Origin of the sequence: Comamonas denitrificans, assembly GCF_017368815.1 — a bacterium.
Taxonomy (GTDB): Bacteria; Pseudomonadota; Gammaproteobacteria; order Burkholderiales; family Burkholderiaceae_C; genus Comamonas; species Comamonas denitrificans.
The window spans coordinates 116,172-138,676 of sequence record NZ_JAFNME010000004.1 but is presented as its reverse complement, the minus strand read 5'-3'; the positions used below and the strand labels follow the sequence as shown (position 1 = coordinate 138,676).

Sequence of the window (22,505 nt, the reverse complement as noted above, 5' to 3'; positions counted from 1 at the left end):
GAGCCTCGTCCCGTCGGTGAGCAACGCTAGCGCTTGTTCACTGCCGTTGGCGAGGTTCTTTTTTTGTTCAATACCTCAATAATTCAACTATCATTGAATAATGAATGAAGACCAAGTTATCAAAGCATTGGCTGCACTGGCGCATCCCGTGCGCCTGAGTGTTTTTCGCGCCCTGGTCATGGCAGGTACTCAAGGGCTGACCCCCTCGGTACTCGCAGAACGGCTGGGCGTGCCTGCCACGGCACTGTCATTCCATCTCAAGGAGCTGATGCATGCGGGCCTGGTGTGCCAAGAGCGTGTGAGCCGAAATTTGTTTTATCGCGCGGCATATGACGAGATGCATTTGCTGCTTAGTTATCTCACGGAGAACTGCTGCGCTGGTGCGGATTGCGGCCAAGCAACTGCTAGCTCGTGCGGCACGCCCGCCATTCAACCTGAAACGAAAGAAAGCTAAAAATGGGTATTTTTGAACGCTTTTTGACTGTCTGGGTCGCTCTGGGCATCGCTGCGGGCGTTGCGCTTGGCCTCATCATGCCGGCCGCCTTTGAGTCGATTGCTGCGCTGGAGTATGCGCAGGTCAATCTGGTGGTGGCCGTCTTCATCTGGGTCATGATTTATCCCATGATGATTCAAATTGACTGGGCGGCCGTCAAGGATGTGCGCAAAAAACCGCAAGGCTTGATGCTGACGCTGGTGGTCAATTGGCTGATCAAGCCCTTCACCATGGCGGCACTGGGCGTGCTGTTTTTTGAGTACCTCTTTGCGCCTTGGGTGGACCCCGCATCGGCCAGCGAGTACATCGCCGGCATGATTTTGCTGGGCGTTGCACCTTGTACGGCGATGGTGTTTGTCTGGAGCCAGTTGGTCAAAGGCGATGCCAACTACACCCTGGTGCAAGTCTCCATCAATGACTTGGTGATGGTCGTCGCGTTCGCTCCGATTGCAGCCTTCTTGCTGGGCGTAACCAACGTCTCCGTGCCATGGGAAACCTTGCTGCTGTCCACGCTCTTGTACGTGGTACTGCCTTTAACGGCCGGGGTTGTGACGCGAAGTTGGCTGCAGCGGCGGTCATCACACGCTGTCAGCCACTTGGTATCGGCACTCAAGCCTTGGTCGATCGTTGGGCTGATCGCCACCGTGGTTTTGCTGTTTGGCTTTCAGGCGCAAACCATCATCAACAAGCCTTTGGTCATTGGCTTGATTGCCATTCCCCTGGTGCTGCAAACCTACGGCATCTTCTTCCTGAGCTGGTGGATGGCAAAGCTGATCAAGCTGCCGCACACCATCGCGGGGCCTGCATGCCTGATTGGCACCTCCAACTTCTTTGAACTGGCGGTGGCCGTGGCCATCTCCTTGTTCGGCTTGCACTCTGGCGCGGCACTGGCCACGGTGGTCGGTGTGTTGGTCGAGGTGCCGGTCATGCTCTCTCTCGTGGCCATGGTGAATGCCTGGCGCCCTGCACAAAAGTAACTTCAGCCACCTATGTCCTGCATCACCATTTATCACAACCCCCATTGCGGCACGTCGCGCAACACCTTGGCCATGATTCGGCAAAGCGGGGTAGAGCCCAACATCGTCGAATATCTGCACACCCCACCCAGCCGCGCAGAGCTCAAGGCCCTGCTCCAAAGCATGGGCATGACTGTGCGCGAGGTACTGCGCGAAAAAGGTACGCCCTATGCAGCGCTGGATTTAGGCAACCCTCAATGGACGGATGAACAATTGCTCGATTTTGTGGAGCAGCACCCCATCTTGTTGAATCGTCCTATTGTGGTGACCCCGCTGGGCGTGCGTTTGTGCCGCCCCTCAGAGGCCGTCTTGGACATCTTGCCCAATGCCCAGATCGGCCTGTTCACCAAAGAAGATGGCGAAGTGGTTGATACGCGCAACACCGCCAGTCCAACCCGACTTGACGCGGATGTGCGCTCTCACACCACCCCACCCGCCCAGCCCAGCGCCCCATAAAAAAAACCGCCTTGGTTGTCCAGGCGGTTTTTTTATAGCACTTAGCGCAATCAAACAGTGGTTTATCGCAGCTTAAGTACGTCAAACATATCAAACAAGCCCGCAGAGTGCTTCGCTAAAAAGCGCACTGCCTGCACACTGCCCTCGGCGTAACCGGCGCGGCTGGAGGATTTGTGGCTGATCTCGATGCGCTCGCCCGTGCCGGCAAACAGCACGGTGTGATCGCCCACGATGTCGCCACCGCGAATGGTGGCAAAGCCGATGCTGCCGGCTTTGCGGGCACCGGTGTGGCCATAGCGCTCGTACACCGCGCGATCGGCCAAGGCGGTGTTTTGCGCCGCAGCAATGACTTCCCCCATTTTCAAGGCGGTGCCCGAGGGGGCATCCACCTTGTGCTTGTGGTGGGCTTCGACAATTTCAATGTCGTAATCGGGCAGCGCCTGCGCGGCCAGCTCCAACAATTTGAGGGTGACATTCACGCCAACACTCATATTGGGGGCAAAAACGACGGCCGTCTTTTGTGCGGCAGCAGCAATCGCCGCCTTGCCCGCATCGTCAAAACCCGTGGTGCCAATGACCACTTTCACCCCCAGCTCAGCGCACACCTGCAGGTGGGCCAGCGTGCCTTCAGGACGGGTGAAATCAATCAAAAAATCGGCCTTGGCCAAGGCACTGCGCAGATCCGATTCAATCGCCACACCGCTGCTTTGGCCCAAAAAGGCGGCGGCATCCTGGCCCAAGCTGGGGCTTTGCGGCTGGTCGAGGGCCGCAGTCAATTGGCAATCGCCACTGGCGGCAATGGCTTCAATCAGCATGCGGCCCATGCGGCCACTGGCACCGGCCACGGCGATGCGAAGAGGGTGTGAACTCATAAAACAATCAGATCAGGAAAGAGATTAGTCCCGCTCCAGCGGCGGGTAGCTGCGCTGGGGGGCCGAACTGGTAGCGCTGTTGGGAGCGCTGTTGGGAGCACTGCTGGCCGTGCTTGCATCCGACTGGGCCGCTGGGCCAGGGTATTTGGCCAATTGCTCAGGGGTGGCTTGCAGCGGAGGGATTTTGAGCTTGCCTTTGGGCTTGGACAGCGAAGCGATGAACTCCTCCTCGGAGGGCATCTCATCGCCTTGCGCACGCACAAAGCTATCGCCCTGGAAAAATACGGTGAGCTTGCGCGTCTGCTCGGCCACGCCTTGGCGCTTCATGGTGAAGACGTATTCCCAGCGGTCGGAATGGAACACGCTGGTCATGAGGGGCGAGCCCAGAATTTCGCGGATTTGCTGGCGGCTCATGCCCGGCTGCAGGGCTTGTACTTGCTCTTTCGTCACCACATTGCCTTGCACCACCTCGACCTTGTAGGGCGTTAATTTGTGCATGGCAGAGCGAGAAGCATCACTGACGCTGCTACAGGCCGCCAGGGCAAGCGGCAGGACAAGGGCCAAGGCGGCGCGGTAACGGGTGAGAGCGGGCATAGGTATTAAGGGCCAGATATGATCGGGGGCATTGTAGCGGCAGCATTTGCCGGACTGCGACTGGCCCCGTTTCCTGGGCCTTGGTTTTTTATGCGGCAGCGCCCGAGTTGCCGTTTTTGCTGGACGGTTACGCCATGAACAACAATATTGAAAACTTAAAAAGCACCGGCCTGAAAGCCACTCTGCCGCGCCTCAAAATCATGGAGATTTTCCAAACAGGCAAACAGCGCCACATGACGGCGGAAGATGTGTTTCGCGTGCTGCTGGATGAGCGCTCGGACATCGGCTTGGCCACCGTGTACCGCGTGCTGACGCAGTTTGAACAAGCGGGCATTTTGCTGCGCAGCAATTTTGAGAGCGGCAAAGCCGTGTACGAACTCAACGAAGGCCAGCACCACGACCACCTGGTCTGCACCAGCTGCGGCAAAGTGGAAGAGTTTTTTGATCCCGAGATCGAAAAACGCCAGCTGCAAGTGGCCGATCGTCTAGGCTGGACGATTCAAGACCATGCCATGTCGCTGTATGGCGTGTGCGCCCATTGCCTCGGAAAGAAATAAGCCACCAACCGGCCCCACCGCCTGGGGCCGTGGACCAAGATTTGCTCAGCCCTGCGCCGCCGCTGGCAACCCAAAAATCCGGTCAAACGCCCAGTTAAAGCCGTAGGTGTAAACCAAGAAGAAGGCCAGCATCCCGGCCTCCATCACCGTCGCCTCCCACAGGCTGATGCCAAACCACCAGGCCATGACGGGAATCAAAATAGCCCCCAGCCCGCCCTCAAACCCCAGTGCATGGGCGATGCGGCGTTTGAGCGAGCGGCCCTTGACGGTTTGGCGCAGCTCCCAGCGCTCAAACCAGTGGTTGAAGGTCACGTTCCAGCTCATGGCAATGACCGAGGCGGCAACCGCCATGGCCCCTGACTCGCCCGGCTGCTGACCAATCAGCATGAACAGGCCGCTGGCGCAAACAATGGCGATCAGCTCATACAAACCGACAAACAAAACCCGCCGCCAAGGGCCTTGCAGGCCAGTGATTTTTTTGGGGGCAACGGGATTCAACGAAGAAGAAGCAGACGAATTCATAAGTCCGCGCAGTGTAGGGGCTGCCCCAAAAATCGGCCACCATGGGGATTTAAGCCGCCTCTGCAACACGCTCCCATGCCAAAGAAGGTGCAAAGAAGGTGTTTATGCGCTTAGAACGTGTTCATGATCTCCACGCGAAGGGGTGCGGGATGCGGATCGGGATGGGCTGCAAGGCGCAAACCACAGACATAGCGCTAGCTATGGCGAGGATTTGCAACGCCGCAGACCGCCCGAGGCCGCGACTGCACACCCGCGAGGAGATTGTGAACACGTTCTTAGCCATCCGCATGCAACACCCAGCGGTTACGCCCCGCTTGCTTGGCGCGGTACATGGCCATGTCGGCGTAGCGCAGCAGGGTTTCAGCATCATCACCATCTTGCGGATACAGGGCGATACCAATGCTGACTCCCACGTGCACGGTGTGGCCACCGACATCAATGGGTTCGCGTACCGAGGCCAAAATGCGGGCGGCTGCGCGTTCGCATTCCGCGGTATCAGTCACCGCTGTGAGCAGGACAACAAATTCATCCCCACCAAGGCGGGCTACCGTATCTTCAGCACGGACGCAGGCCTCTAGACGGCGGGCGATAACGATCAATAGATCATCCCCGGCCTCGTGGCCCCAGGTATCGTTCACGGCTTTGAATCCATCCAGATCCAAAAAGCACACGCCCAACAGAGATTGCGCGCGCCCGGCACGGCCCATCGCCTGGGCGATGCGGTCGTTCAGCAAAGTGCGGTTGGGCAGCCGCGTCAAGGGGTCAAAGTGTGCCAGGGACTCCAAAAACTCTTGCTGCTGGCGGCGCTCGGTCACGTCTTGGAACACGTTGATGTAGTAAGCGATCTGGCTCGCATCATCGGTAATGGTGTTCATCGAATTGGCGGTGGCGTACACACTGCCGTCAGGGCGACGGTTCCAAAATTCGCCCGACCAATGCCCGCTAGCGGCCAGGGCGGCCGACATGGCGATGTACCCCTCTTGATTTTTGCTGCCTGCAGAGAGAATGCTGGGCTTGCGGCCCAACACCTGCTCGCGCGTATAGCCAGTGATGCGGGTAAAGGCGGGATTGATATCAGTAATAAGCCGCTGTGCGTCGCAGATCATGACCCCTTCGTGCGTCTGAGCCACCACACTGGCGGCCAGGCGCAGGGCTTTTTCGGCTTCTTTGTAGGCCGTGATGTCTTGCTTGATACCCAGGTAATGGGTGGTTTGGCCATCGGCATTGAGCAGCGGCGCAACGATGGCGTTTTCAATGTAGAGGCTGCCGTCCTTGCGGCGATTGATAAATTCACCCTCCCAGGCATTGCCTTGCTTAAGCGCAGCCCACATGGACCGGTAGGTGGTGACAGGTGTCTGGCCCGATTGCATGATGCGCGGATTGACACCCAGCAACTCTTCTGGCGAAAAACCGCAGATGCGAAAAAACTCTGGGTTGCCATATTCGATGGCAGGTGCTGTGGAGGTGATGAGAATGCTCAACGGGCTTTGCTCCACAACCTGCGAGAGTTTGCGAATCGTGGCCTCGTCAGCGTGCAAGCGTGAAAGGTCGCGCAGCACAAAAACATAATTGACGACTTGCTGGCGAGCATCCCGAATGGCACTGGCCGCCAGCCAGCCGATCAGCTCGCTGCCGTCCTTGCACCGCTCCTGCACCTTGCCTTCCCACGTGTCTTCACTGGCCAAGGCCGTCCACAGCGGGGTCAAACCAGCCGGCGCGGCCCGGCCATCCTGCCATTCACCCAGCTTGCGGCCCACGACCTCCTGGGCGCTAAAGCCCAGAGTGCGCTCGAAAGTGGGATTGACCGTCAGCACTCGGCCCAAGCTGTCGGTAATGGCGATCAAATCGCTGCTGTGCGAGAACACACTGGCTGCCAGGCGGCTGGCTTCCAGGTGGCGCTCTTCCTGCGCCAGCACACGCCGCACGCGCCAGGTCAAGGAGCCAGTCACCAGCAACAAGCCCAGCACGGACAAGACGGCAATCACTGCCAACCGTTCGGTCTGCTGCCGCCAGGGGCGCAGCACCTCCTGGGTCTGGGCCTGCGCTAGCACCAGCCAAGGGTAGCTGCGCGAGGCGCGAAAAGCTGCCACCTCAGCCTCCTGGGTGCGGGTCTGGGGCCAATGTGCCGTGCCCACTTGGCGCTCTAGGATGTCTTGCAGCGCTTCGGCCCGAGGCATCAGCGTGCCGGGTTGGGCATTTTCATTGGTGGAGAACAGCAAGATGCCCTCATCGCTATAGACGCTATAGCGCAAGGCGACGGAGGTTTGGTGGTTCAGCGCCAGATTGATGAAGTAATCGCTGTTGATGGTTGCCAGCAGCGTCCACTGCGGCGCACCAGGCAGCACCAGGGTGACGGGGAAGAACCCGGAATCGACCACCAGCCCGCCCTCGCGATGGCGCGGCCAGGGTGTGCCATCGGCAAAATTGCGCCCACGCCAGGGATGGCCAAAGCGCAACACGCCCGCAGCACCAGGGACCACCGAGTGCTGCAGCTCTCCCAGCAGCAGCCGCTGCCCCACATTGGCGGGGTCGGTGCTGATGTGGATTTTCCCCTGCCCATCCAGCGCCGACAGGGAGCGGATATAGGGCAGCTTTTGCTGCAAGGCCGCCATCGCCACTTGCAGTTGCTGCGGCTGCTGGGCCAGGTCAGGGTGATCTTCCCCCAGCGCCTGCAGGTGCATCTTTAGCAGGTGAAAGCTTTGCGAAAGGGCATCTTCCAGGTTGTATGCCTGCGCCTGGGCGTGCTCCAGGGTCTGGGTCAGCGTCAGTTGGCGCAGGTAGGCACTGGCCCCCCACCCGCCCAGCGCCACGGTCAGCACCAGCAGCAGTTGCAGGCCAATCAACAGCGCCAGCGAGTGGCGGCCCAAGGGTTTCTGGGAACCCAATGCATGAGCTACGGACATGGCATTCAATCCAGCACGACGATGGGATCGAGCTTGTGCTTACGCGCTGCCGCCAGCAGGCGACCATCGCGCTTAATGGTCTGTAAAAAGGCTTCCAAGCGCTCGTGCAAGGCATCGTCCCCCGGCTTGATCGCCCAAGCGTAAGAGGTGATTTGGTAGGTACTGACGGGGGCCACCAAACGCGCCCAATCGGTGGTCTCCAGCATCCGGCGGGAATAAGGAAAGTCGGTCATAAACACGTCGGCCCGGCCCGATTGCACCTCTTGCTCACGGGCGTGCGGGGTTTCCGGGGCGATAAGCTGGGCGTGCTTGAGGCGCGCGCGCATCAACGGCTCATGCAATGTGCCTTTGGCCACGGCCACCACGATGCCGGGCTGGTCAATGTCACCCCAACTGCGGATTTTGCGGTTGCTGCGCGTGGTAATGGCCATGACATCGCTGGCCAGATAAGGCTGGGTGAAGCGCAGCACCTGCTGGCGCTCGGGGGTGATGCCGATGGCAAACATGGCCACGTCGCAACGCTCTTGCAGCAAGTCGGCGGACAAGCGGGCAAAAGAGCTTTCCACGAACTGCACGCCCACCCCCCAATCCTTTCCCAGGGCCTGGGCTAAATCAATGTCGATGCCAGACAGCATCTGCGTGCGCGGGTCGCGCAAGGAGATGCTGTAGTAATCCGGCCAGATACACACCCGCACCTGTCCAGCGGCCTGGATGCGTGCCAAACGATCAGAGTGGGTGGCGACAGACGTGGCGACAGGTTCAGCAGCGACTGGACAGGGGGATGTAGCCACACCCAGGCTGGCCAAGGCCAGCCCCAGTCCCCAGGACGAGAGGGACAACTTCATACAAACTTTATTTAGAAAAACGGGAATTCCAATGAGTGAGACTACACCTCGTTGCCCTCATTTGTCCCCACCCCAGCAACGACGGCAGGGCATCGTCCAACGCACAGCAACGAAAAACATAGCATCAAACATCGGGTTATCAAGGATGCGATGCAAGCCACTGCCCTGTTGAAGGCATGCGCATGCTTGCGTTTGACTGTTGCTCAGCGCCTACACGCGCACGCTTATAGACCGATTCTTTAAGATAGATCAAATCTTCTCATTAACCATGCTGCTAGTGGTTTTGGTCTGCAGCGCGTCTGACAGAAGTGCCTAACGGGCATCCAATTGGCCGGGCAGCTACCTTTGAACGCCTCATGGGTACGCAAAAAAGAAACCTAGGAGCTTGAGACCATGAATAGCACTGTTCTGAGTCTGCTGGCCGCCTTTTTGCTCTCCTTGATGGGCTTGTTTGCCTTCATGTGGTCGATGCGCAAGGGCTTGCTGGTAGAAAACCCCGGCGCGGCTTCGGCGATTTTTACGCCGGGGGAAATCGGCCAGGCCGACGACCCCACGCTGACCGCGCATGACCGCGAGCGCCTGCAAAAAGCGATCAATGCCACTAACGCCAAAACGCCCGACGAGCGCTGGCACAACGAGCCCGACACCGATTTCACCCGCGAGCAGCGCATGCTGGCCGACGAATCCTCGCGCTGGCCGGTGCTGTTGCTGCTGGTGTTTGCCGTGCTGTGGCTGGTGCTGGGCTCTTTGGCCGGGCTCACTGCATCGCTGAAGCTGCACATGCCCGACTGGCTGGTGGCCGAGGCCTGGCAAACCTTTGGCCGCATGCGCACCATGCACCTGACGGCCGTGTTCTACGGCTGGATCACCAATGCGGCGCTGGCCGCCATCGTCTGGCTCACGCCGCGCCTGATGCGCACCACGCTGCGCGGCGCACCCTGGGTGGTGTTGGGCGCGGTGTTTTTAAACATTGGCGTGGCCAGCGGCATCGGGGCCGTTGGCATTGGCTGGACGGCCGGTATGGAATACCTGGAAATTCCCTGGCAGATCGGCATTTTTGTCGGCCTGGGCCTGGTGCTGATCGCCATCAACGTGTTTCGCACCGTGCGCCACCGCACCGTGGCGCATTTGTACGTCACCAGCTGGTACCACCTGGCGGCGCTGCTGTGGATCATTGTGCTGTTCACCATTGGCAAGCTGCCCGGCGTGCACTACGGCGTGCAGCAGGCCACGATGAACTGGTGGTATGGCCACAACGTGCTGGGCCTGTGGTTTACGCCGGTGAGTGTGGGCATCATTTATTACTTCCTGCCCAAGGTGATTGGCCGACCGGTGCGCTCGTACAACCTGTCGATTCTGGGTTTTTGGACGCTGGCGTTTTTCTACGCCCAAGTCGGCGGCCACCACCTGGTCGGCGGCCCGGTGCCGGGCTGGTTGGTGACGCTGTCCATCGTGCAAAGCATGATGATGATCGTGCCCGTGCTGGCGTTTGCCATCAACATGGTCTGCACCATTCGCGGGCGCGTACACCTGACCCAATACTCGCCGACGCTGCGCTTTATGGTGTTTGGCGCGGTGATGTACATCTTGTCGTCGCTGCAAGGCTCGTTTGAAGCGCTGCGGGCAGTCAATCGGGTGGCCCACTTCACCCACTTCACCGTGGCCCACGCCCACCTGGGGGCCTATGCCTTTGTCACCATGGTGCTGTTTGGCGCCATTTACTTCATGCTGCCGCGCGTGCTGCACCGCGAGTGGGCCTGGCCGCGCCTGATTGCGGTGCATTTTTGGCTTGCGGCCACGGGGATCATGGTTTATTTCATCTTCCTGACCATCGGCGGCTGGCTGCAGGGCACCGCCATGCTGGACGCGGCCAAACCGTTTATGGATTCGGTGGCCGTGACCATCCCCTACCTGCAATGGCGCAGCGTGGGCGGCTCGCTGATGGTGCTCAGTCACCTGGTGTTTGCCGGGCACGTCCTGGCCATGCTGCTCAACGTCAAGCCCGAACGCAGCGGCCCCGCCCTGTGGGGTGACCCGGCCAAAGCGGCCGCTGCCCTGGAGGTTCCTCATGCAAAGTGAAGTCAAACTGGCCACCGGCGCCCTCGTCAGCCTGGCCGTGGCCACCGCCGCCTTGGTGGTGCTGCCCTATCTGCAGGTGCGCGATATCCAGCCCCCCGAAGGGCTCAAGCCCTACACCAGCGCCGAGCTGCGCGGGCGCGACAGCTACGTGGCCAATGGCTGCGTGTACTGCCACTCACAACAACCGCGCGACAAGGGCTTTGCCCCCGATGCCGAGCGCGGCTGGGGCCGTGCCACGGTGCCCGCCGATTACGTGTACGACACGCCCCACCTGCTGGGCAGCATGCGCACCGGCCCGGACTTGATGAACATTGGCGTGCGCCAGCCCAGCCAAGACTGGCATCTGGGCCACCTGTACCAGCCGCGCGCGTATGTGCCCGGCTCAATCATGCCGCCCTACCCCTACATGTTCGAGGTGAAAGACCAGGCCGATGCCGGTGAGGTGGTGGTCAAGCTCCCGCCCGGACAGGGGCCCGAAGGCAAGGTAGTCGTTGCCAAGCCCGAGGCGCTGGACTTGGTGCAATACCTGCAAAGCCTTAAGCGCAACTACCCCATCTTGCCCGCTGAGCCGCAAGCGGCCGCGCAATAACGCAGGAGGAATCCCCCATGCCTGACAAACTCAAAATCCTGCCGCAAGAACTGCGCGAAAACGCCGACCCGGAGGAAGCCATCCGCCCCATGCCCTGGCTGGCGGCGGTGGTTGCCGTGGGAATGGTGATTTTTGGCATCGTTTACCTGCTCATGAACCCCGCCATTGAGCGCACCGACCTGGGCGACATGCGCACCGTGGCCGATCTGCGCCCCACCGCCCAGGCCGCCGTCCCCGGCGCAGCAGTGGATGGTGGGGCGATTTTTGCCGCCAACTGCGCCGCCTGCCACCAGGCCAATGGCCAGGGCCTGCCCGGCGTGTTCCCGCCGCTGGCGGGCTCGGAATGGGTGGTGGGCGATCCCAAAGTGCTGGCCAACATCCTGCTGCACGGCGTAAGCGGCAAGATCGAGGTCGCGGGCCAAAGCTTTGACGGCATGATGCCCCCGTTCCCGCAACTGTCCGATGCCGAAATTGCCGGGGTGCTGACCCACATCCGCAGCACCTGGGGCAACCAGGCCGAAGCCATCAGCGCCGACTTTATTGCTTCAGAAAGAGAAGCTGGCAGCGAACGCACCACGCCATTTGAAGGCGGTGAAGCCCTCAAAGCCTTGATTAAATAGCGCTAGCAGCTCGCAAAACAGGAGACACCACCATGCTGCGCACCGTGCTGTTGAGTCTGGCCCTGCTGGGCGGGGGCTTTGGTGCCGCCGCCTGGCTGACGCACGACTTCCAGGTCTGGACGGACGAAGGCGCGCGCCGCCTGGAAGTGGCGCTGCGCCCCGTGCCTGTGCCGGCGGTCACCGTCGATGGCACGGGCATTGCGCCCAGCACCCTGCCCCAGCTGCTGACCACGCCGGGCCACGTCACCATTGCCGACTTCTTTTACACCCGCTGCAAAACCGTCTGCCTGACCCTGGGCAGCAGTTTTGCCCAGCTGCAAGCCGCCCTGGCCCAGGACAACCCCGGCGTGCAACTGCTCTCGATCAGCTTTGACGGCGGCCACGATACCCCCGACCTCCTGCGCCACTACGCCCGCCCCCTGGGGGCCGACCCCGCCATCTGGCGCTTTGCGCGGGTGGCCAACCCCGCCGAACAAGCGGCCTTGCTGCGCCAACTGGGCGTGGTCGTCATCCCCGACGGGTTTGGCGATTACGAGCACAACGCCGCCCTGCTGGTGTTCGATGCCCAAGGCCGCATGGTGCGCGTGTTTGACCTGGCCGAGCAAGACTTGGCGCTGAACTACGCCCGCCATCTGGCCCGCCAAGCCCAGCGCACCAGTGCCCAGGGGGCGGTATGAGCCAGGCCCCAAAATTAACTTATTTTGATAGCTGCTTGCGCTTTAAAGATAAGCATTTTCATGCTTTTTTGCTAAAAAATAGCGTCCTACTCCAGGGAATGGTTGGCGCTCTGGCACTGGCCGTGGCCGTGCTGGCCCGCCAGTGGCTGGAGGCCAGCATGTGGCGGCACATGGTGCTGCAGTTTCCCTTGCTGCTGCTGACCGGGGCCGCTTGGGCCGGGGCCCTGCCCCCGGCTTGGCAAGGGCGCAGCATCAACCAGTACGGCATCACCGGCTGGGTGGCAGCCAGCAGCATCTTGGCCGTGCTGATGATTCCGCGCGTGCTTGATCTGGCCTTGCTGCGCCCCGAGGTAGAGGTCGCCAAATGCACCGCCCTGGTGCTGGCCGGTCTGGCCCTGCGCCTATCGTGGCAACCGGCGGGGCGGGTGCTGCAGTTTTTCTTTTTAGGCAACCTGCTGGCCATGATGGCCATTGTCGGCCTGCTCTACATCGACAGCCCCTTGCGCCTGTGCAACGCCTATTTGCAGGACGACCAAATCCGCCTGGGCCAGTGGCTGGTGGGCATCAGCAGCGCCTTAGGCCTGGCATGGCTGGGCACCGTCACCCACGAGGTGATGCAGCGCGAAGCCCAAACCTGTGCGCCGCGCCAATTTCCCGCAGCCCAGGACGATGAAAAATCCCATTCAAAATAATCATAAAAAAGACCAATAACGCTTGACCAATAAGCGCTAAAAGCTCTCTTTTTTAATTTTTATTGACCGTACTGGACCGGGTCAACCGGCAGTTCAAAGCCAAGCGGCCCAACCAGCTGTGGGTCTCGGACTGCACCTAACGGGCTGTACAAGGCCGAGGTGATACACCGGCGGTCATGGCCAACCCGTGAATCGGTGCTGGCCACGCTCCAATGGGTGTTCTGGTTCAACCACCACAGGCTGCTCGAACTTATCGGATACATCCCGCCTGCAGAAGCTGAGGCAAACTACTACCGGCATCTCGCCAGTCAGACCTCCATGGTGGCGGCCTGACTTAAACCAACCAGCCTCCACGAAACCCGGCGTGGTTCAGCCCATGGTCGGAGTTGGCGGTTTATTGCAACTAGGACGGGGACTGGAATACGGGGGCAACATCACGCATGTGGACACCAGCGATTTTTGCCAGCTCCACACCGTTCATTTATTGGCCTTTACCGCGTGCAACTATTCATCAGCGCGTCGAAAACGGGGGCTGCTTTTGCAATGCATTCCAGTGCATCCCGCACGGGCTGAAAGCAGTCATCGTCCTTGTCGAACTTGCCAGACTCCTCCCAAGTGCTTGCCAGGGCATCCGTGTTCAGCCGAACCGGCAGAAAGAAGTTTCCGTCACCCAGGTCCTTGAAGCCCAGTTTGGCGAGTTGGTCCAGCTGTGATGTTGCCTGCCTGACGCATCTTTTCCATGCATTCTTGCCACCAAATGCCTTTCCGTCGCAGTCAAACATGAATCCTGCTTCGCCGCCAGCGGTGCCGACACCGCAGAACAATGCAAGCCAGTAGTCATAGCCATTGTTGTCTTCGATGTAGTTGATTTCGAATGTCGCCTTATGGGTCTGTTTCTGAAAACTAACTTCTTCTTCACCCTGCTCGATCAGCCAGTGCAGCGGAGCCAGGCGGCAATCAGATTCCTCGGGAAAGTCGAAATGGCCGTGCCAACCGCTCCCCGAACTACAAAAATCCTCGACACAGTCCTGTATCGCTTTGAGTAAGGCCGGCTGCAGGGTTTGCTCGAAGTAAACAACGCTTTCATTGAAGGTTTTCAGTTGTTTGAACAGCAGGGTTCCTGCGGTGTGGTTCTGGGTCATGGTGCGCTCCGGATGAATGCTCAGTGATTGCGGATGTGTTGTATGAAGCACGCGACGGCGTGGTGCGTCGCATGCCAGCTGGTCGTTGGTGAAGCGGGCGCTGAGGGCATGGCCTGCTCAATCATCTGCGCCAGTTTCCGCCAGGACAGGGGGTGAATGTGCGTTTGAAAGCGGTTGCCGGTCTTGTAGCCGGTTTTGCCCGGGGTCAAATAAAGGATGGCCCAGGGACGACCGCCGGCAATAGCCTGGGCCACATCGCCATAGCGGTTCAGTTGCTCGGTGCCTTCTGGCGCGCCAATCTTCACTTCGATGAGTAGATAGAAGGCTGCAGCATCGATTTCGAGATCGACCCGTTCCCTGCGTTCGCCGTTGGGGGTTTGCTCGGTGCGGACCTGGCAGTACGGGCCGGTTGTGGTGGGAAAGCCGGAGCGCTGCTGCGCCAGGTGGTTCAGCAGCCGTTGCAGCAGAGCATCCCCGAAACCGTGGCTGCCACGGGGGTTAAGCAACCAGGCGAGTACGCGGGAGTTGCGCACTTCATCCCGCCCCAGGCCGGCGACTTTCCACGGATCAAAGTTCAACGCACTGGCCCGAGCAGCATGCAGGGGGTGCTCCACAGAATTGAGTAAGGCGGTGAGGCTCTGGATGTCCGGAGGTGCGGCTTCCGGCGAAGGCTGCACTGCTTGCCCGATGCCGGCGAGTGCAAGTGCTTCGAGTAAGGCGGACAGTGCGGTCGCGAAGTCCGCACTGGGTTTAGATGCAATACTCTGCTCCTGCTCCTGCTCCTGCTCCTGCTCCTGCTCCTGCTCCTGCTCAGAATCGGGCATCTCGGCATGGTGCGCAGTAGTGCGCCCCATGTCGGCGCGGGAAAGCTCATCCAGCAAGGAGGAAAGGGTATCTGCCAGATCCAGACGGGGTATGAAAGACATCTCTGACAGTCTCGGTCATATTAATTAAAAGTAAGGCCACTATAGACTAGAAATTCCCTGGCAGCTGGCCCGCGTGACCTGGAAGACAAACGTACACCTTCCGTGTGAAGCCCCTGTTGGCTTGCGGCCGCCAGCAAAAAACGCCCCAGGGCACAAACCCTGGGGCGTTGTCGCAGCCAGCAATGGCGTTTTAGGCTTGGCCGATGGCGGCAAATTCTTTTTCCACCGCTGCGTGCGCGGCCAGCATGGTGGGCGAGGGTTGGCCCAGGCGGCTGACGACAAACACCGTCAGGCCGCACAGGATGAAGCCGGGGACGATTTCGTACAGGCCCAACCAGCCAAACTGCTTCCACACCAGCACGGTGACCGCCCCGACGATGATGCCGGCCAGCGCACCGTTGCGCGTCATGCCCTGCCAGAACACCGACAAGATGATGACCGGGCCAAACGCTGCGCCAAAGCCGGCCCAGGCGTAGCTGACCATGCCCAGCACCTTGGCGTTGGGGTCGCTGGCCAGGCCGATGGCGATCAGCGCCACCAGCAGCACCATGATGCGGCCCACCCAGACCAGCTCTTGCTGGCTGGCGTTTTTGCGCAAAAAGGTGCGGTAGATGTCTTCGGTCAAGGCGCTGGAGCACACCAGCAGCTGGCACGACAAGGTGCTCATCACCGCCGCCAAAATGGCCGCCAGCAGGGCACCGGCAATCCAGGGGTTGAACAGCTGCTTGGCCAGCTCCATAAACACGGTTTCCGCGTTGGCATTGACGGCAGCGGCCCCGGCTGCATGGGTAGCAAAGTAGGGGATGCCGATAAAGCCCACGGCCACGGCACCGCCCAGGCACAAAATCATCCAGGTCATGCTGATGCGGCGGGCCTTGGGGATGGTTTGCACCGAAGCGGCCGCCATAAAGCGCACCAGAATGTGCGGCTGGCCAAAGTAGCCCAGCCCCCAGGCCATCAACGAGACGATGCCGACAAAGCTTGCGCCCCGGAACAGGTCAAACTGCTCGGCCGTGATGACGGTGTGCAGGTCCAGCCCCTGCTGCAAATCACCGGACAAGGCCAGCCAGGCCATGACCGGGGCCAGCAGCAAGGCGGTGATCATCAGCGAGGCTTGGATGGTGTCCGTCCAGCTCACGGCCAAAAAGCCGCCAATCAGCACGTAGGCGATGGTGCAGGCTGCGCCCACCCACAGCGCCACGCCGTAGGGCATGCCGAACATGTTTTCAAACAAACGGGCACCAGCGACCACGCCCGAGGCGCAATACAGGGTGAAGAACACCAAAATCACCAGCGCGGTGACGATGCGCAGGGCGTTGCTCTTGTCCTCGAAGCGATTGGCCAAAAAGTCCGGCAGCGTCAGCGCATTGCCCGCGCGCTCGGTGTACAGGCGCAGGCGGGCGGCAACCCAGCGCCAGTTCAGGTAAGCGCCCAGGCACAGGCCAATGGCAATCCACGACTCGGACAGGCCCGAGACGTAGATGGCCCCCGGCAGGCCCATGAGCAGCCAGCCGCTCATGTCCGACGCGCCGGCCGACAAGGCCGTGACAAAACTGCCCAGGCTGCGCCCGCCCAGGATGTAGTCAGACAGGTTTTTAGTGCCCAGATACCCCAGCCAGCCAATGGCCAGCATGGCAAGCAGGTAAATCGCGAACATGATCGCGGTGGGATCGTTCCAGGAAAATTGCATAGAGATGTACTACTTTTTAATAGCTAGCAGCGCTTACACAGCAAGCGAAAACCAGCATTTTTAAGAACAGAAAACCCCGCGCGAACGCATCGCGCCAGGGTTGTCCAAACGAAGGCGGTGTGGCCCCTGTCAGGCCATGGTCATCAACTGGGCATTGCCCCCGGCCGCGGCCGTGTTGGTGCTGATGGATTGCTCGTGCAGCAAGGCGGCCAGGTCGTAGCCGTGCCCGGCGTGCAAGGCTTCGCTGCTGCGGCTTTCGACGCGCACGATGGCCCCGGCACGGGCGGCCACGGCGGTGGTAATGCCCACCAGGGCATCGCCATCGCCCTCGAACAGCAAGGCCGTGATGGGGGCCTGGGCATCGCCCCAGGACTGGTCATCGGCACTGTGCAGCCAGGCCACCCCGGCATCGCCGGCCGCCGCGCGCAGCGCTTGCCAGGCGGCGGCGCAGCCGTTGTCCTGCGCAGGCAGCACCACGTGGCAGGGGTTGCCGGTGGCCAAAGCGGCGGCCACCTGGTGTACCAGGCCCAGCGGCGTGCGCGGCAGCGCCCACACCGGGCCACGCGCTAGCAGGCGGTAGCGGTTGCTCTCGCCCGTGGGGCCATTGAGCAGCACGCTGGTGCCCAGGCGCGAGGCGGCCAGCGCCTCGGCGCAGATGCGGCCCGATTGCTCCACCCCCGCCACCACCGTGGTTTGCAGGCTGGCCAGCAATTGCTGGGCCGGCACCGGGGCGCTGGCCTGGGCACGTGGCAGCGGGGCCAGCGCGGCATTGGGCTGGCCCTGCACCAAGCGGTACAAATACAGCGGCCCACCGGCTTTGGGGCCGGTGCCCGACAGGCCCATGCCGCCAAAGGGCTGCACGCCGACCACGGCCCCGACCACGTTGCGGTTTACGTAAATGTTGCCCGCGTGGATGCGGCCGGTCAGGCGGTCAATGGTTTCGTCAATGCGGCTGTGTACGCCAAACGTGAGGCCATAGCCGGTGGCGTTGATATCGTCCACCAAGCGGTCAATCTGGTCACGCTGAAAGCGAATAACGTGCAAAACTGGGCCAAAAACCTCACGAGTTAAGCGCTTGGCGCTATCAATTTCAATAATCGCCGGGGCAACGAAGTGGCCGTTTAACACGCCGTCCTGGCGTTGCACGCGGGTGACTTTTTGCCCCGCTTCCTGCATCTGCTGAATGTGCGCCTCGATCTGGGCGCGGGCCTCTTCGTCGATCACCGGGCCCACATCGGTGCTCTGGCGGTCGGGGTTGCCCAGGCTCCACTCCTGCAGGGCTTCGCGCAGCATGGTGAGCTGGCGCTCGGCCACATCGGCCTGCACACACAGCAGGCGCAGGGCCGAGCAGCGCTGACCGGCCGAGTCAAAGGCCGAGGTCAGCACATCGCCCACCACCTGTTCGGCCAGAGCGGACGAATCGACGATCATGGCGTTTTGCCCGCCGGTTTCGGCAATCAGCGGAATCGGCTGGCCGCTGGGCGACAGGCGCTGGGCCAGTTGCTTGGCAATGATGCGGGCCACCTCGGTGGAGCCGGTGAACATCACCCCGGCCACCTGCGGGTGCGCCACCAGGGCTGCGCCCACGGTTTCCCCCTGGCCGGGCACAAACTGCAGCGCATCGCGCGGCACCCCGGCCTCGTACAGGATGGCGACCATGGCGGCGGCCGTCAGCGGCGTTTGCTCGGCGGGTTTGGCCAGCACAGCGTTGCCGGCGGCCAGCGCAGCGGCCACCTGCCCAGCGAAGATGGCCAGCGGGAAATTCCACGGGCTGATGGCCAGCACCACGCCCAAGGGGCGTTCGCGGGCGTTGTCAAACTGGTCGGCCACCATGGCGCCGTAGTAGCGCAGGAAGTCCACGGCCTCGCGGATTTCGGCCACGGCGTTGGGCAGGGTTTTGCCCGCTTCGCGCACGATCAGGCCCATCAAGAGCTGGCTGCGTTGCTCCAGCAAATCGGCCGCACGGGCCAGCACATCGCCGCGCACGGCCGGCGGTGTGCCCGCCCAAATGGGCGCGGCCTGGGCGGCGGCAGCGGCTGCGGCCTGGGCTTGTTCGGCATCGGTTTCGCGCACCCAGCCCACCACATCGGTCAGTTCGGCCGGGTTGCGCACGGGCTGCCACTGGCTGTCTTGCGCCGGGTCGGCCGGCAGGGGCACCCCGGCCGGGGCGGCCAGCCAGTTTTGCGTGGTGCTATTGAGCAAGGCGGCCGCCAGCGAGGCCAGTTGCTGCTCGTGCGCCAAGTTCACCCCTTGCGAGTTGGCGCGGCCCTGCGGGCCCTGGGCCAGCAACTGGGCGGGCAGCGGGATTTTTGGGTGCGGTGCCCCCAAGCGGCCTTCTTGGCTGGCGATTTGCAGCACCTCCTCCACCGGGTCGGCCACCAGCTCGGCCACGGGCACGCTGGGGTCGCCAATGCGGTTCACAAACGAGGTGTTGGCCCCGTTTTCCAGCAGGCGGCGCACCAGGTAGGCCAGCAGGGTTTCGTGGTTGCCCACGGGCGCATACACGCGGCAGGGGCGGGCCAACTTGCCATCGGCAATCGCGCCGGTGACCTGGGCGTACAGCGGCTCGCCCATGCCGTGCAGGCACTGAAATTCATACTGGCCGCTGTAGTAGCTGCCACCCACGGTTTGCGCCAGGTGGTAGATGGTGGCCAGGGTTTGCGCGTTGTGCGTGGCAAATTGCGGGTAGATCGCGTCCGGCACCTCCAGCAGCTTGCGGGCGCAGGCCAGGTAGCTCACGTCGGTATAGACCTTGCGCGTATAGACCGGGTAACCGGCCAGGCCATCGAGCTGGGCGCGTTTGATCTCGCTGTCCCAGTACGCGCCTTTGACCAAGCGCACCATCAGGCGGCGGCGGCTGCGCCGGGCCAGGTCGATCAGATAGTCGATCACCTGCGGGCAGCGCTTTTGGTAGGCCTGCACGACAAAGCCGATACCGCTCCAGCCTTTGAGCGAGGGCGCAGCGCACAGCGCCTCCATCAAATCGAGCGACAGCTCCAGGCGGTCGGCCTCTTCAGCGTCGATGTTCATGCCAATGTCGTACTGCTTGGCCAGCTCGGCCAGGTGCAGCACGCGCGGCAGCAGCTCGCCCATCACGCGGTCGTACTGGGCGCGGCTGTAGCGCGGGTGCAGGGCCGAGAGCTTGATCGAGATGCCCGGCCCTTCAAAAATACCGCGCCCGGCCGACGCTGCGCCAATGGCGTGGATGGCCTGCTCGTAGTCGCGCAGGTAGCGCTGGGCGTCCTGCTCGGTGGTGGCCGCCTCGCCCAGCATGTCGTAGCTGTAGCGAAAGCCTTGGGCTTCGAACTTGCGGCTGTTGGCCAGCGCCTCGCCAATGTTCTGGCCGGTAACGAACTGCTCGCCCATCAGCTTCATGGCGTGGTTTACGCCCTGGCGAATGAGCGGCTCGCCGCCCTTGCCGATCACCCGGGTCAGCGCCGATGAAAGATTTTTTTCACTGTTCGTACCGGTCAGCTTGCCCGTCAGCACCAGCCCCCAGGCGGCGGCATTGACGAACATGGATTGCGAACGCCCAACGTGCGATTTCCAGTCGCCCTGGCTGATCTTGTCGCGAATCAGCGCATCGCGCGTGGCCTTGTCCGGGATGCGCAGCAAAGCCTCGGCCAGGCACATCAGCGCCACGCCTTCTTGGCTGGACAGCGAAAACTCCTGCACCAGCGCCGCCACGCCGCTGCCCACCGGGGCATCGCGCAGGCCTTGCACCAGCTTGGCGGCCAGGGCATGGACTTTGCCCGCTTGCTCGGCATCGCTCACCCGCGCCAGGGGCAGCAGGGCGGGCAGGCATTCGGTCTCGGGCCGGTGCCAAGCGGCGGTAATGGCCGCGCGCAGCGGGGTTTGCGGCAAGATGGATTGGGCAAAGTGCAAAAAAGGCTGCACTTCGTGGGGAGCCAGGGCGCTTTCTTCACTCTCCAGCGCATCGGCGGCGGCGCTTTCGGTGCCAACAATGCGAATGCTGGGCAGGCCACGCTCCAGCGCATCCACATACTGCACCACCGCCTGCTTGAGCAGCCAGTGCGGGGTGCGCCCTAAATTCTGGGCGGCTGCGCGAATGCGCTCGCGCAGCGCTTCATCAACTTTGATACCAAGGGTAGTAGACATTGCAAACAACCTTTAAACAAAAAGGTCGCACCAAGGTGCAACCTAAACAGGTTGAAATGTCGCAGAGGTTGCACCTCGTAAAAACAGGGAAAACCCTGGTTTCCGTGGCCAAAAGCAACGGCCAGGGCCAATTCAATTATTCAGACAGCTGCGCCAGCGCCTGCCCCGCCAGCCAATCGAGCAGCCCCGGCCAGCGCGACAGCACCGGCCACGTTTGCACCTGCAATTGCGGGTAATCCGCTTGCGCCTGGGCAATCAGCGCGGGCAAGTCGCCCAGCACATGGCTGCCTGCCGACCAAAACACCGGCAGCACGGCCACCTGGGTGGCCCCTTCGGCGCCCAACTGGGCCAGCACCTGGGGCAAGGGCGGCTCCATCAACTCCAAAAACGCTTGGCGCACCACGCAGGTGCGCCCTTGGGCGGCGGCTTGCTGCTCCAGGGCCGTTTGCAGGTGGTCCAGCGTCTGCGCCCAACGCGGGTCGCGCGAGCCATGGGCAAAAAGGACGATGGGCGTAGTGGTGGTGAGAGCGGGGGTGGTGTGCATGCCGCGATTGTCACGGAAAAAGCACCCAGCAGCGCCCCGCAACGGCCCACGCCATAGCCTGGTGCCAGGGCAACGGGTGGGCAACGTCTGGGGGCACGGGGTTGGCATTACCCCGGCCACCCCCAGCGGGTCAGCACCGCACCGGCCCCCAGCAACCACAGCCACAGCGCCCCCGCCAACCACAAGGGCCGGATGCCGGCGCAGCGCAGCGCCTGCCACTGGATGCCCATGCCCAAGGCCAGCATGGCCATGGTCAGCAGCCCTTGGTCCAGCAGCACCCCCAGGCGCACCAGCGGCGGCGGCAAGCCAGGGTGCAGCAACACCACCGCCACAAACCCCAGGGCAAACCAAGGAATGGTGATGCGCCCGCGCCCCCCGTCGGCCGGGGCCCCGCGCCCCAGCCACCACGACAGGATGAGCAAAAACGGGGCCAGCAACAGCACACGCAGCATTTTGGTGATCACCGCAGTATGCGCCGCCTGGCCCCCGATGGCACTGGCGGCCACCACCACCTGCGCCACCTCGTGCACGGTGGCGCCCACGTACACGCCATAGCCGGGGCTGCTGTGCGCCGTTGCCGGCCACAACACCCCTGCCAGCCAGGGGTACAAAAACATGGACAGCGTGCCAAAAACCACCACGGTGGCCACGGCCACGCCGACATCACGCTCGCGCGCCTGGGCCACCGGGGCCGTTGCCAGCACGGCCGCCGCCCCGCAAATGGCGCTGCCCGCACCAATGAGCAAGGCGCTGCGCGGCTCCAGCTTGAACACGTAGCGGCCCAGTGCCCAGGCCAGCGCCACGGTGCTGCTCAGGATGAACACATCCAGCGCCACCGCGCCCCAGCCCAGGGCCGTGATGTCCTGCACGCTCAAGCGCAGGCCGTACAGCACGATGCCCGCCCGCAGCACCGGCCCCTTGGCCAGTTGCACCCCTGCGGCCCAGCGGGTTGCGCCTGCGCCTTGCAGCCAGGGCACATGCCCCAGCACCATGCCCAGGCCGATCGCCAGGGTCAGCGCCCCAAAACTCCAAGCTTGCAGCAGCGGCAAGCGCTCTAACAACAGACACAGCAGGGCACCCGCCCCCGTCAATGCCAGTCCCGGTACGGCCCGAGACCCCAGCCCAGTCACAATTTGCATGGACGCGACTGTAGGGATACGGGACGCGCC

Annotated in this window: 20 protein-coding genes and 1 pseudogene; 10 read left to right on the top strand and 11 right to left on the bottom strand. The window is 62.2% G+C overall.

Going from position 1 to position 22,505, the window contains the following annotated elements; all coding sequences use genetic code 11:
- Positions 1-100 precede the first annotated feature (100 nt).
- From J1777_RS03210 to arsC, 3 genes are read left to right on the top strand one after another with little or no spacing between them, the layout of a single operon-like run.
- Complete coding sequence (locus tag J1777_RS03210) at positions 101-454, top strand: ArsR/SmtB family transcription factor (RefSeq protein WP_207574390.1); 354 nt, start codon at positions 101-103, stop codon at positions 452-454.
- A 2-nt stretch (positions 455-456) separates the two neighbouring features.
- Positions 457-1,470 (top strand): ACR3 family arsenite efflux transporter, encoded by a 1,014-nt coding sequence (arsB, locus tag J1777_RS03205; protein ID WP_207574389.1) that lies wholly within the window; start codon positions 457-459, stop codon positions 1,468-1,470.
- A gap of 12 nt (positions 1,471-1,482) precedes the next feature.
- The gene (gene arsC, locus J1777_RS03200) at positions 1,483-1,965 is read left to right on the top strand and encodes an arsenate reductase (glutaredoxin) (protein ID WP_207574388.1); all 483 of its coding nucleotides are present in this window, start codon (positions 1,483-1,485) and stop codon (positions 1,963-1,965) included.
- A 62-nt stretch (positions 1,966-2,027) separates the two neighbouring features.
- Here the strand turns inward: arsC and dapB are convergent, their stop codons facing one another.
- Complete coding sequence (dapB, locus tag J1777_RS03195) at positions 2,028-2,837, bottom strand: 4-hydroxy-tetrahydrodipicolinate reductase (protein WP_207574387.1); 810 nt, start codon at positions 2,835-2,837, stop codon at positions 2,028-2,030.
- 24 nt (positions 2,838-2,861) lie between these two features.
- Positions 2,862-3,431, bottom strand: coding sequence for an outer membrane protein assembly factor BamE (locus J1777_RS03190; RefSeq protein ID WP_207574386.1), 570 nt, complete (start codon positions 3,429-3,431; stop codon positions 2,862-2,864).
- A gap of 134 nt (positions 3,432-3,565) precedes the next feature.
- Here J1777_RS03190 and fur point away from each other — a divergent pair, with 134 nt between their 5' ends.
- Positions 3,566-3,988, top strand: a complete 423-nt coding sequence (gene fur, locus J1777_RS03185) for a ferric iron uptake transcriptional regulator (protein WP_207574385.1) — start codon at positions 3,566-3,568, stop codon at positions 3,986-3,988.
- Positions 3,989-4,033: 45 nt separating this feature from the next.
- On the opposite strand, the gene J1777_RS03180 is transcribed toward fur, so the two are convergent.
- The 3 genes from J1777_RS03180 to J1777_RS03170 form a co-directional block, all read right to left on the bottom strand.
- Entirely contained in the window at positions 4,034-4,510 is a 477-nt protein-coding gene (locus J1777_RS03180) for a PACE efflux transporter (protein WP_207574384.1), read from the bottom strand.
- Positions 4,511-4,785: 275 nt separating this feature from the next.
- Positions 4,786-7,413: a sensor domain-containing diguanylate cyclase gene (locus tag J1777_RS14435; protein WP_207574383.1), complete on the bottom strand. Its 2,628-nt coding sequence runs from the start codon at positions 7,411-7,413 to the stop codon at positions 4,786-4,788.
- A 5-nt stretch (positions 7,414-7,418) separates the two neighbouring features.
- Complete coding sequence (locus tag J1777_RS03170; RefSeq protein ID WP_207574382.1) at positions 7,419-8,258, bottom strand: ABC transporter substrate-binding protein; 840 nt, start codon at positions 8,256-8,258, stop codon at positions 7,419-7,421.
- 393 nt (positions 8,259-8,651) lie between these two features.
- On the opposite strand from J1777_RS03170, the gene J1777_RS03165 reads away from it, so the two are divergent.
- The 6 genes and pseudogenes from J1777_RS03165 to J1777_RS03140 form a co-directional block, all read left to right on the top strand.
- Positions 8,652-10,337 (top strand): cbb3-type cytochrome c oxidase subunit I, encoded by a 1,686-nt coding sequence (locus J1777_RS03165; RefSeq protein WP_207574381.1) that lies wholly within the window; start codon positions 8,652-8,654, stop codon positions 10,335-10,337.
- Complete coding sequence (locus J1777_RS03160; RefSeq protein WP_207574380.1) at positions 10,327-10,926, top strand: cbb3-type cytochrome c oxidase subunit II; 600 nt, start codon at positions 10,327-10,329, stop codon at positions 10,924-10,926. The genes J1777_RS03165 and J1777_RS03160 overlap by 11 nt, the downstream gene beginning before the upstream one ends.
- 17 nt (positions 10,927-10,943) lie before the next feature.
- Positions 10,944-11,546 carry a c-type cytochrome gene (locus J1777_RS03155; RefSeq protein WP_207574379.1) on the top strand — a complete coding sequence of 201 codons (603 nt, stop codon included), beginning with the start codon at positions 10,944-10,946 and terminating at the stop codon, positions 11,544-11,546.
- A 32-nt stretch (positions 11,547-11,578) separates the two neighbouring features.
- The gene (locus tag J1777_RS03150) at positions 11,579-12,223 is read left to right on the top strand and encodes an SCO family protein (protein ID WP_207574378.1); all 645 of its coding nucleotides are present in this window, start codon (positions 11,579-11,581) and stop codon (positions 12,221-12,223) included.
- A 98-nt stretch (positions 12,224-12,321) separates the two neighbouring features.
- The gene (locus tag J1777_RS03145; protein ID WP_207574377.1) at positions 12,322-12,915 is read left to right on the top strand and encodes a hypothetical protein; all 594 of its coding nucleotides are present in this window, start codon (positions 12,322-12,324) and stop codon (positions 12,913-12,915) included.
- Between the two features lie 138 nt (positions 12,916-13,053).
- Positions 13,054-13,248 (top strand): annotated as a pseudogene (locus J1777_RS03140) (IS3 family transposase); the annotation flags it as partial.
- A gap of 158 nt (positions 13,249-13,406) precedes the next feature.
- Here J1777_RS03140 and J1777_RS03135 read toward each other — a convergent pair.
- From J1777_RS03135 to J1777_RS03110, 6 genes are all read right to left on the bottom strand, one after another.
- A complete protein-coding gene (locus tag J1777_RS03135) occupies positions 13,407-14,057 on the bottom strand; it encodes a hypothetical protein (protein ID WP_207574376.1) in 651 nt (216 codons plus the stop codon).
- Positions 14,058-14,077: 20 nt separating this feature from the next.
- Positions 14,078-14,983: a PDDEXK-like family protein gene (locus tag J1777_RS03130; protein ID WP_207574375.1), complete on the bottom strand. Its 906-nt coding sequence runs from the start codon at positions 14,981-14,983 to the stop codon at positions 14,078-14,080.
- A gap of 190 nt (positions 14,984-15,173) precedes the next feature.
- The gene (gene putP / locus J1777_RS03125) at positions 15,174-16,673 is read right to left on the bottom strand and encodes a sodium/proline symporter PutP (RefSeq protein ID WP_207574374.1); all 1,500 of its coding nucleotides are present in this window, start codon (positions 16,671-16,673) and stop codon (positions 15,174-15,176) included.
- A 129-nt stretch (positions 16,674-16,802) separates the two neighbouring features.
- On the bottom strand, positions 16,803-20,792 hold the full coding sequence (putA, locus tag J1777_RS03120) for a trifunctional transcriptional regulator/proline dehydrogenase/L-glutamate gamma-semialdehyde dehydrogenase (protein WP_207574373.1): 3,990 nt from the start codon (positions 20,790-20,792) through the stop codon (positions 16,803-16,805).
- A gap of 136 nt (positions 20,793-20,928) precedes the next feature.
- Entirely contained in the window at positions 20,929-21,336 is a 408-nt protein-coding gene (locus J1777_RS03115; protein ID WP_207574372.1) for a sirohydrochlorin chelatase, read from the bottom strand.
- A 107-nt stretch (positions 21,337-21,443) separates the two neighbouring features.
- Positions 21,444-22,475, bottom strand: a complete 1,032-nt coding sequence (locus J1777_RS03110; RefSeq protein WP_207574371.1) for a YeiH family protein — start codon at positions 22,473-22,475, stop codon at positions 21,444-21,446.
- Positions 22,476-22,505: the final 30 nt, after the last annotated feature.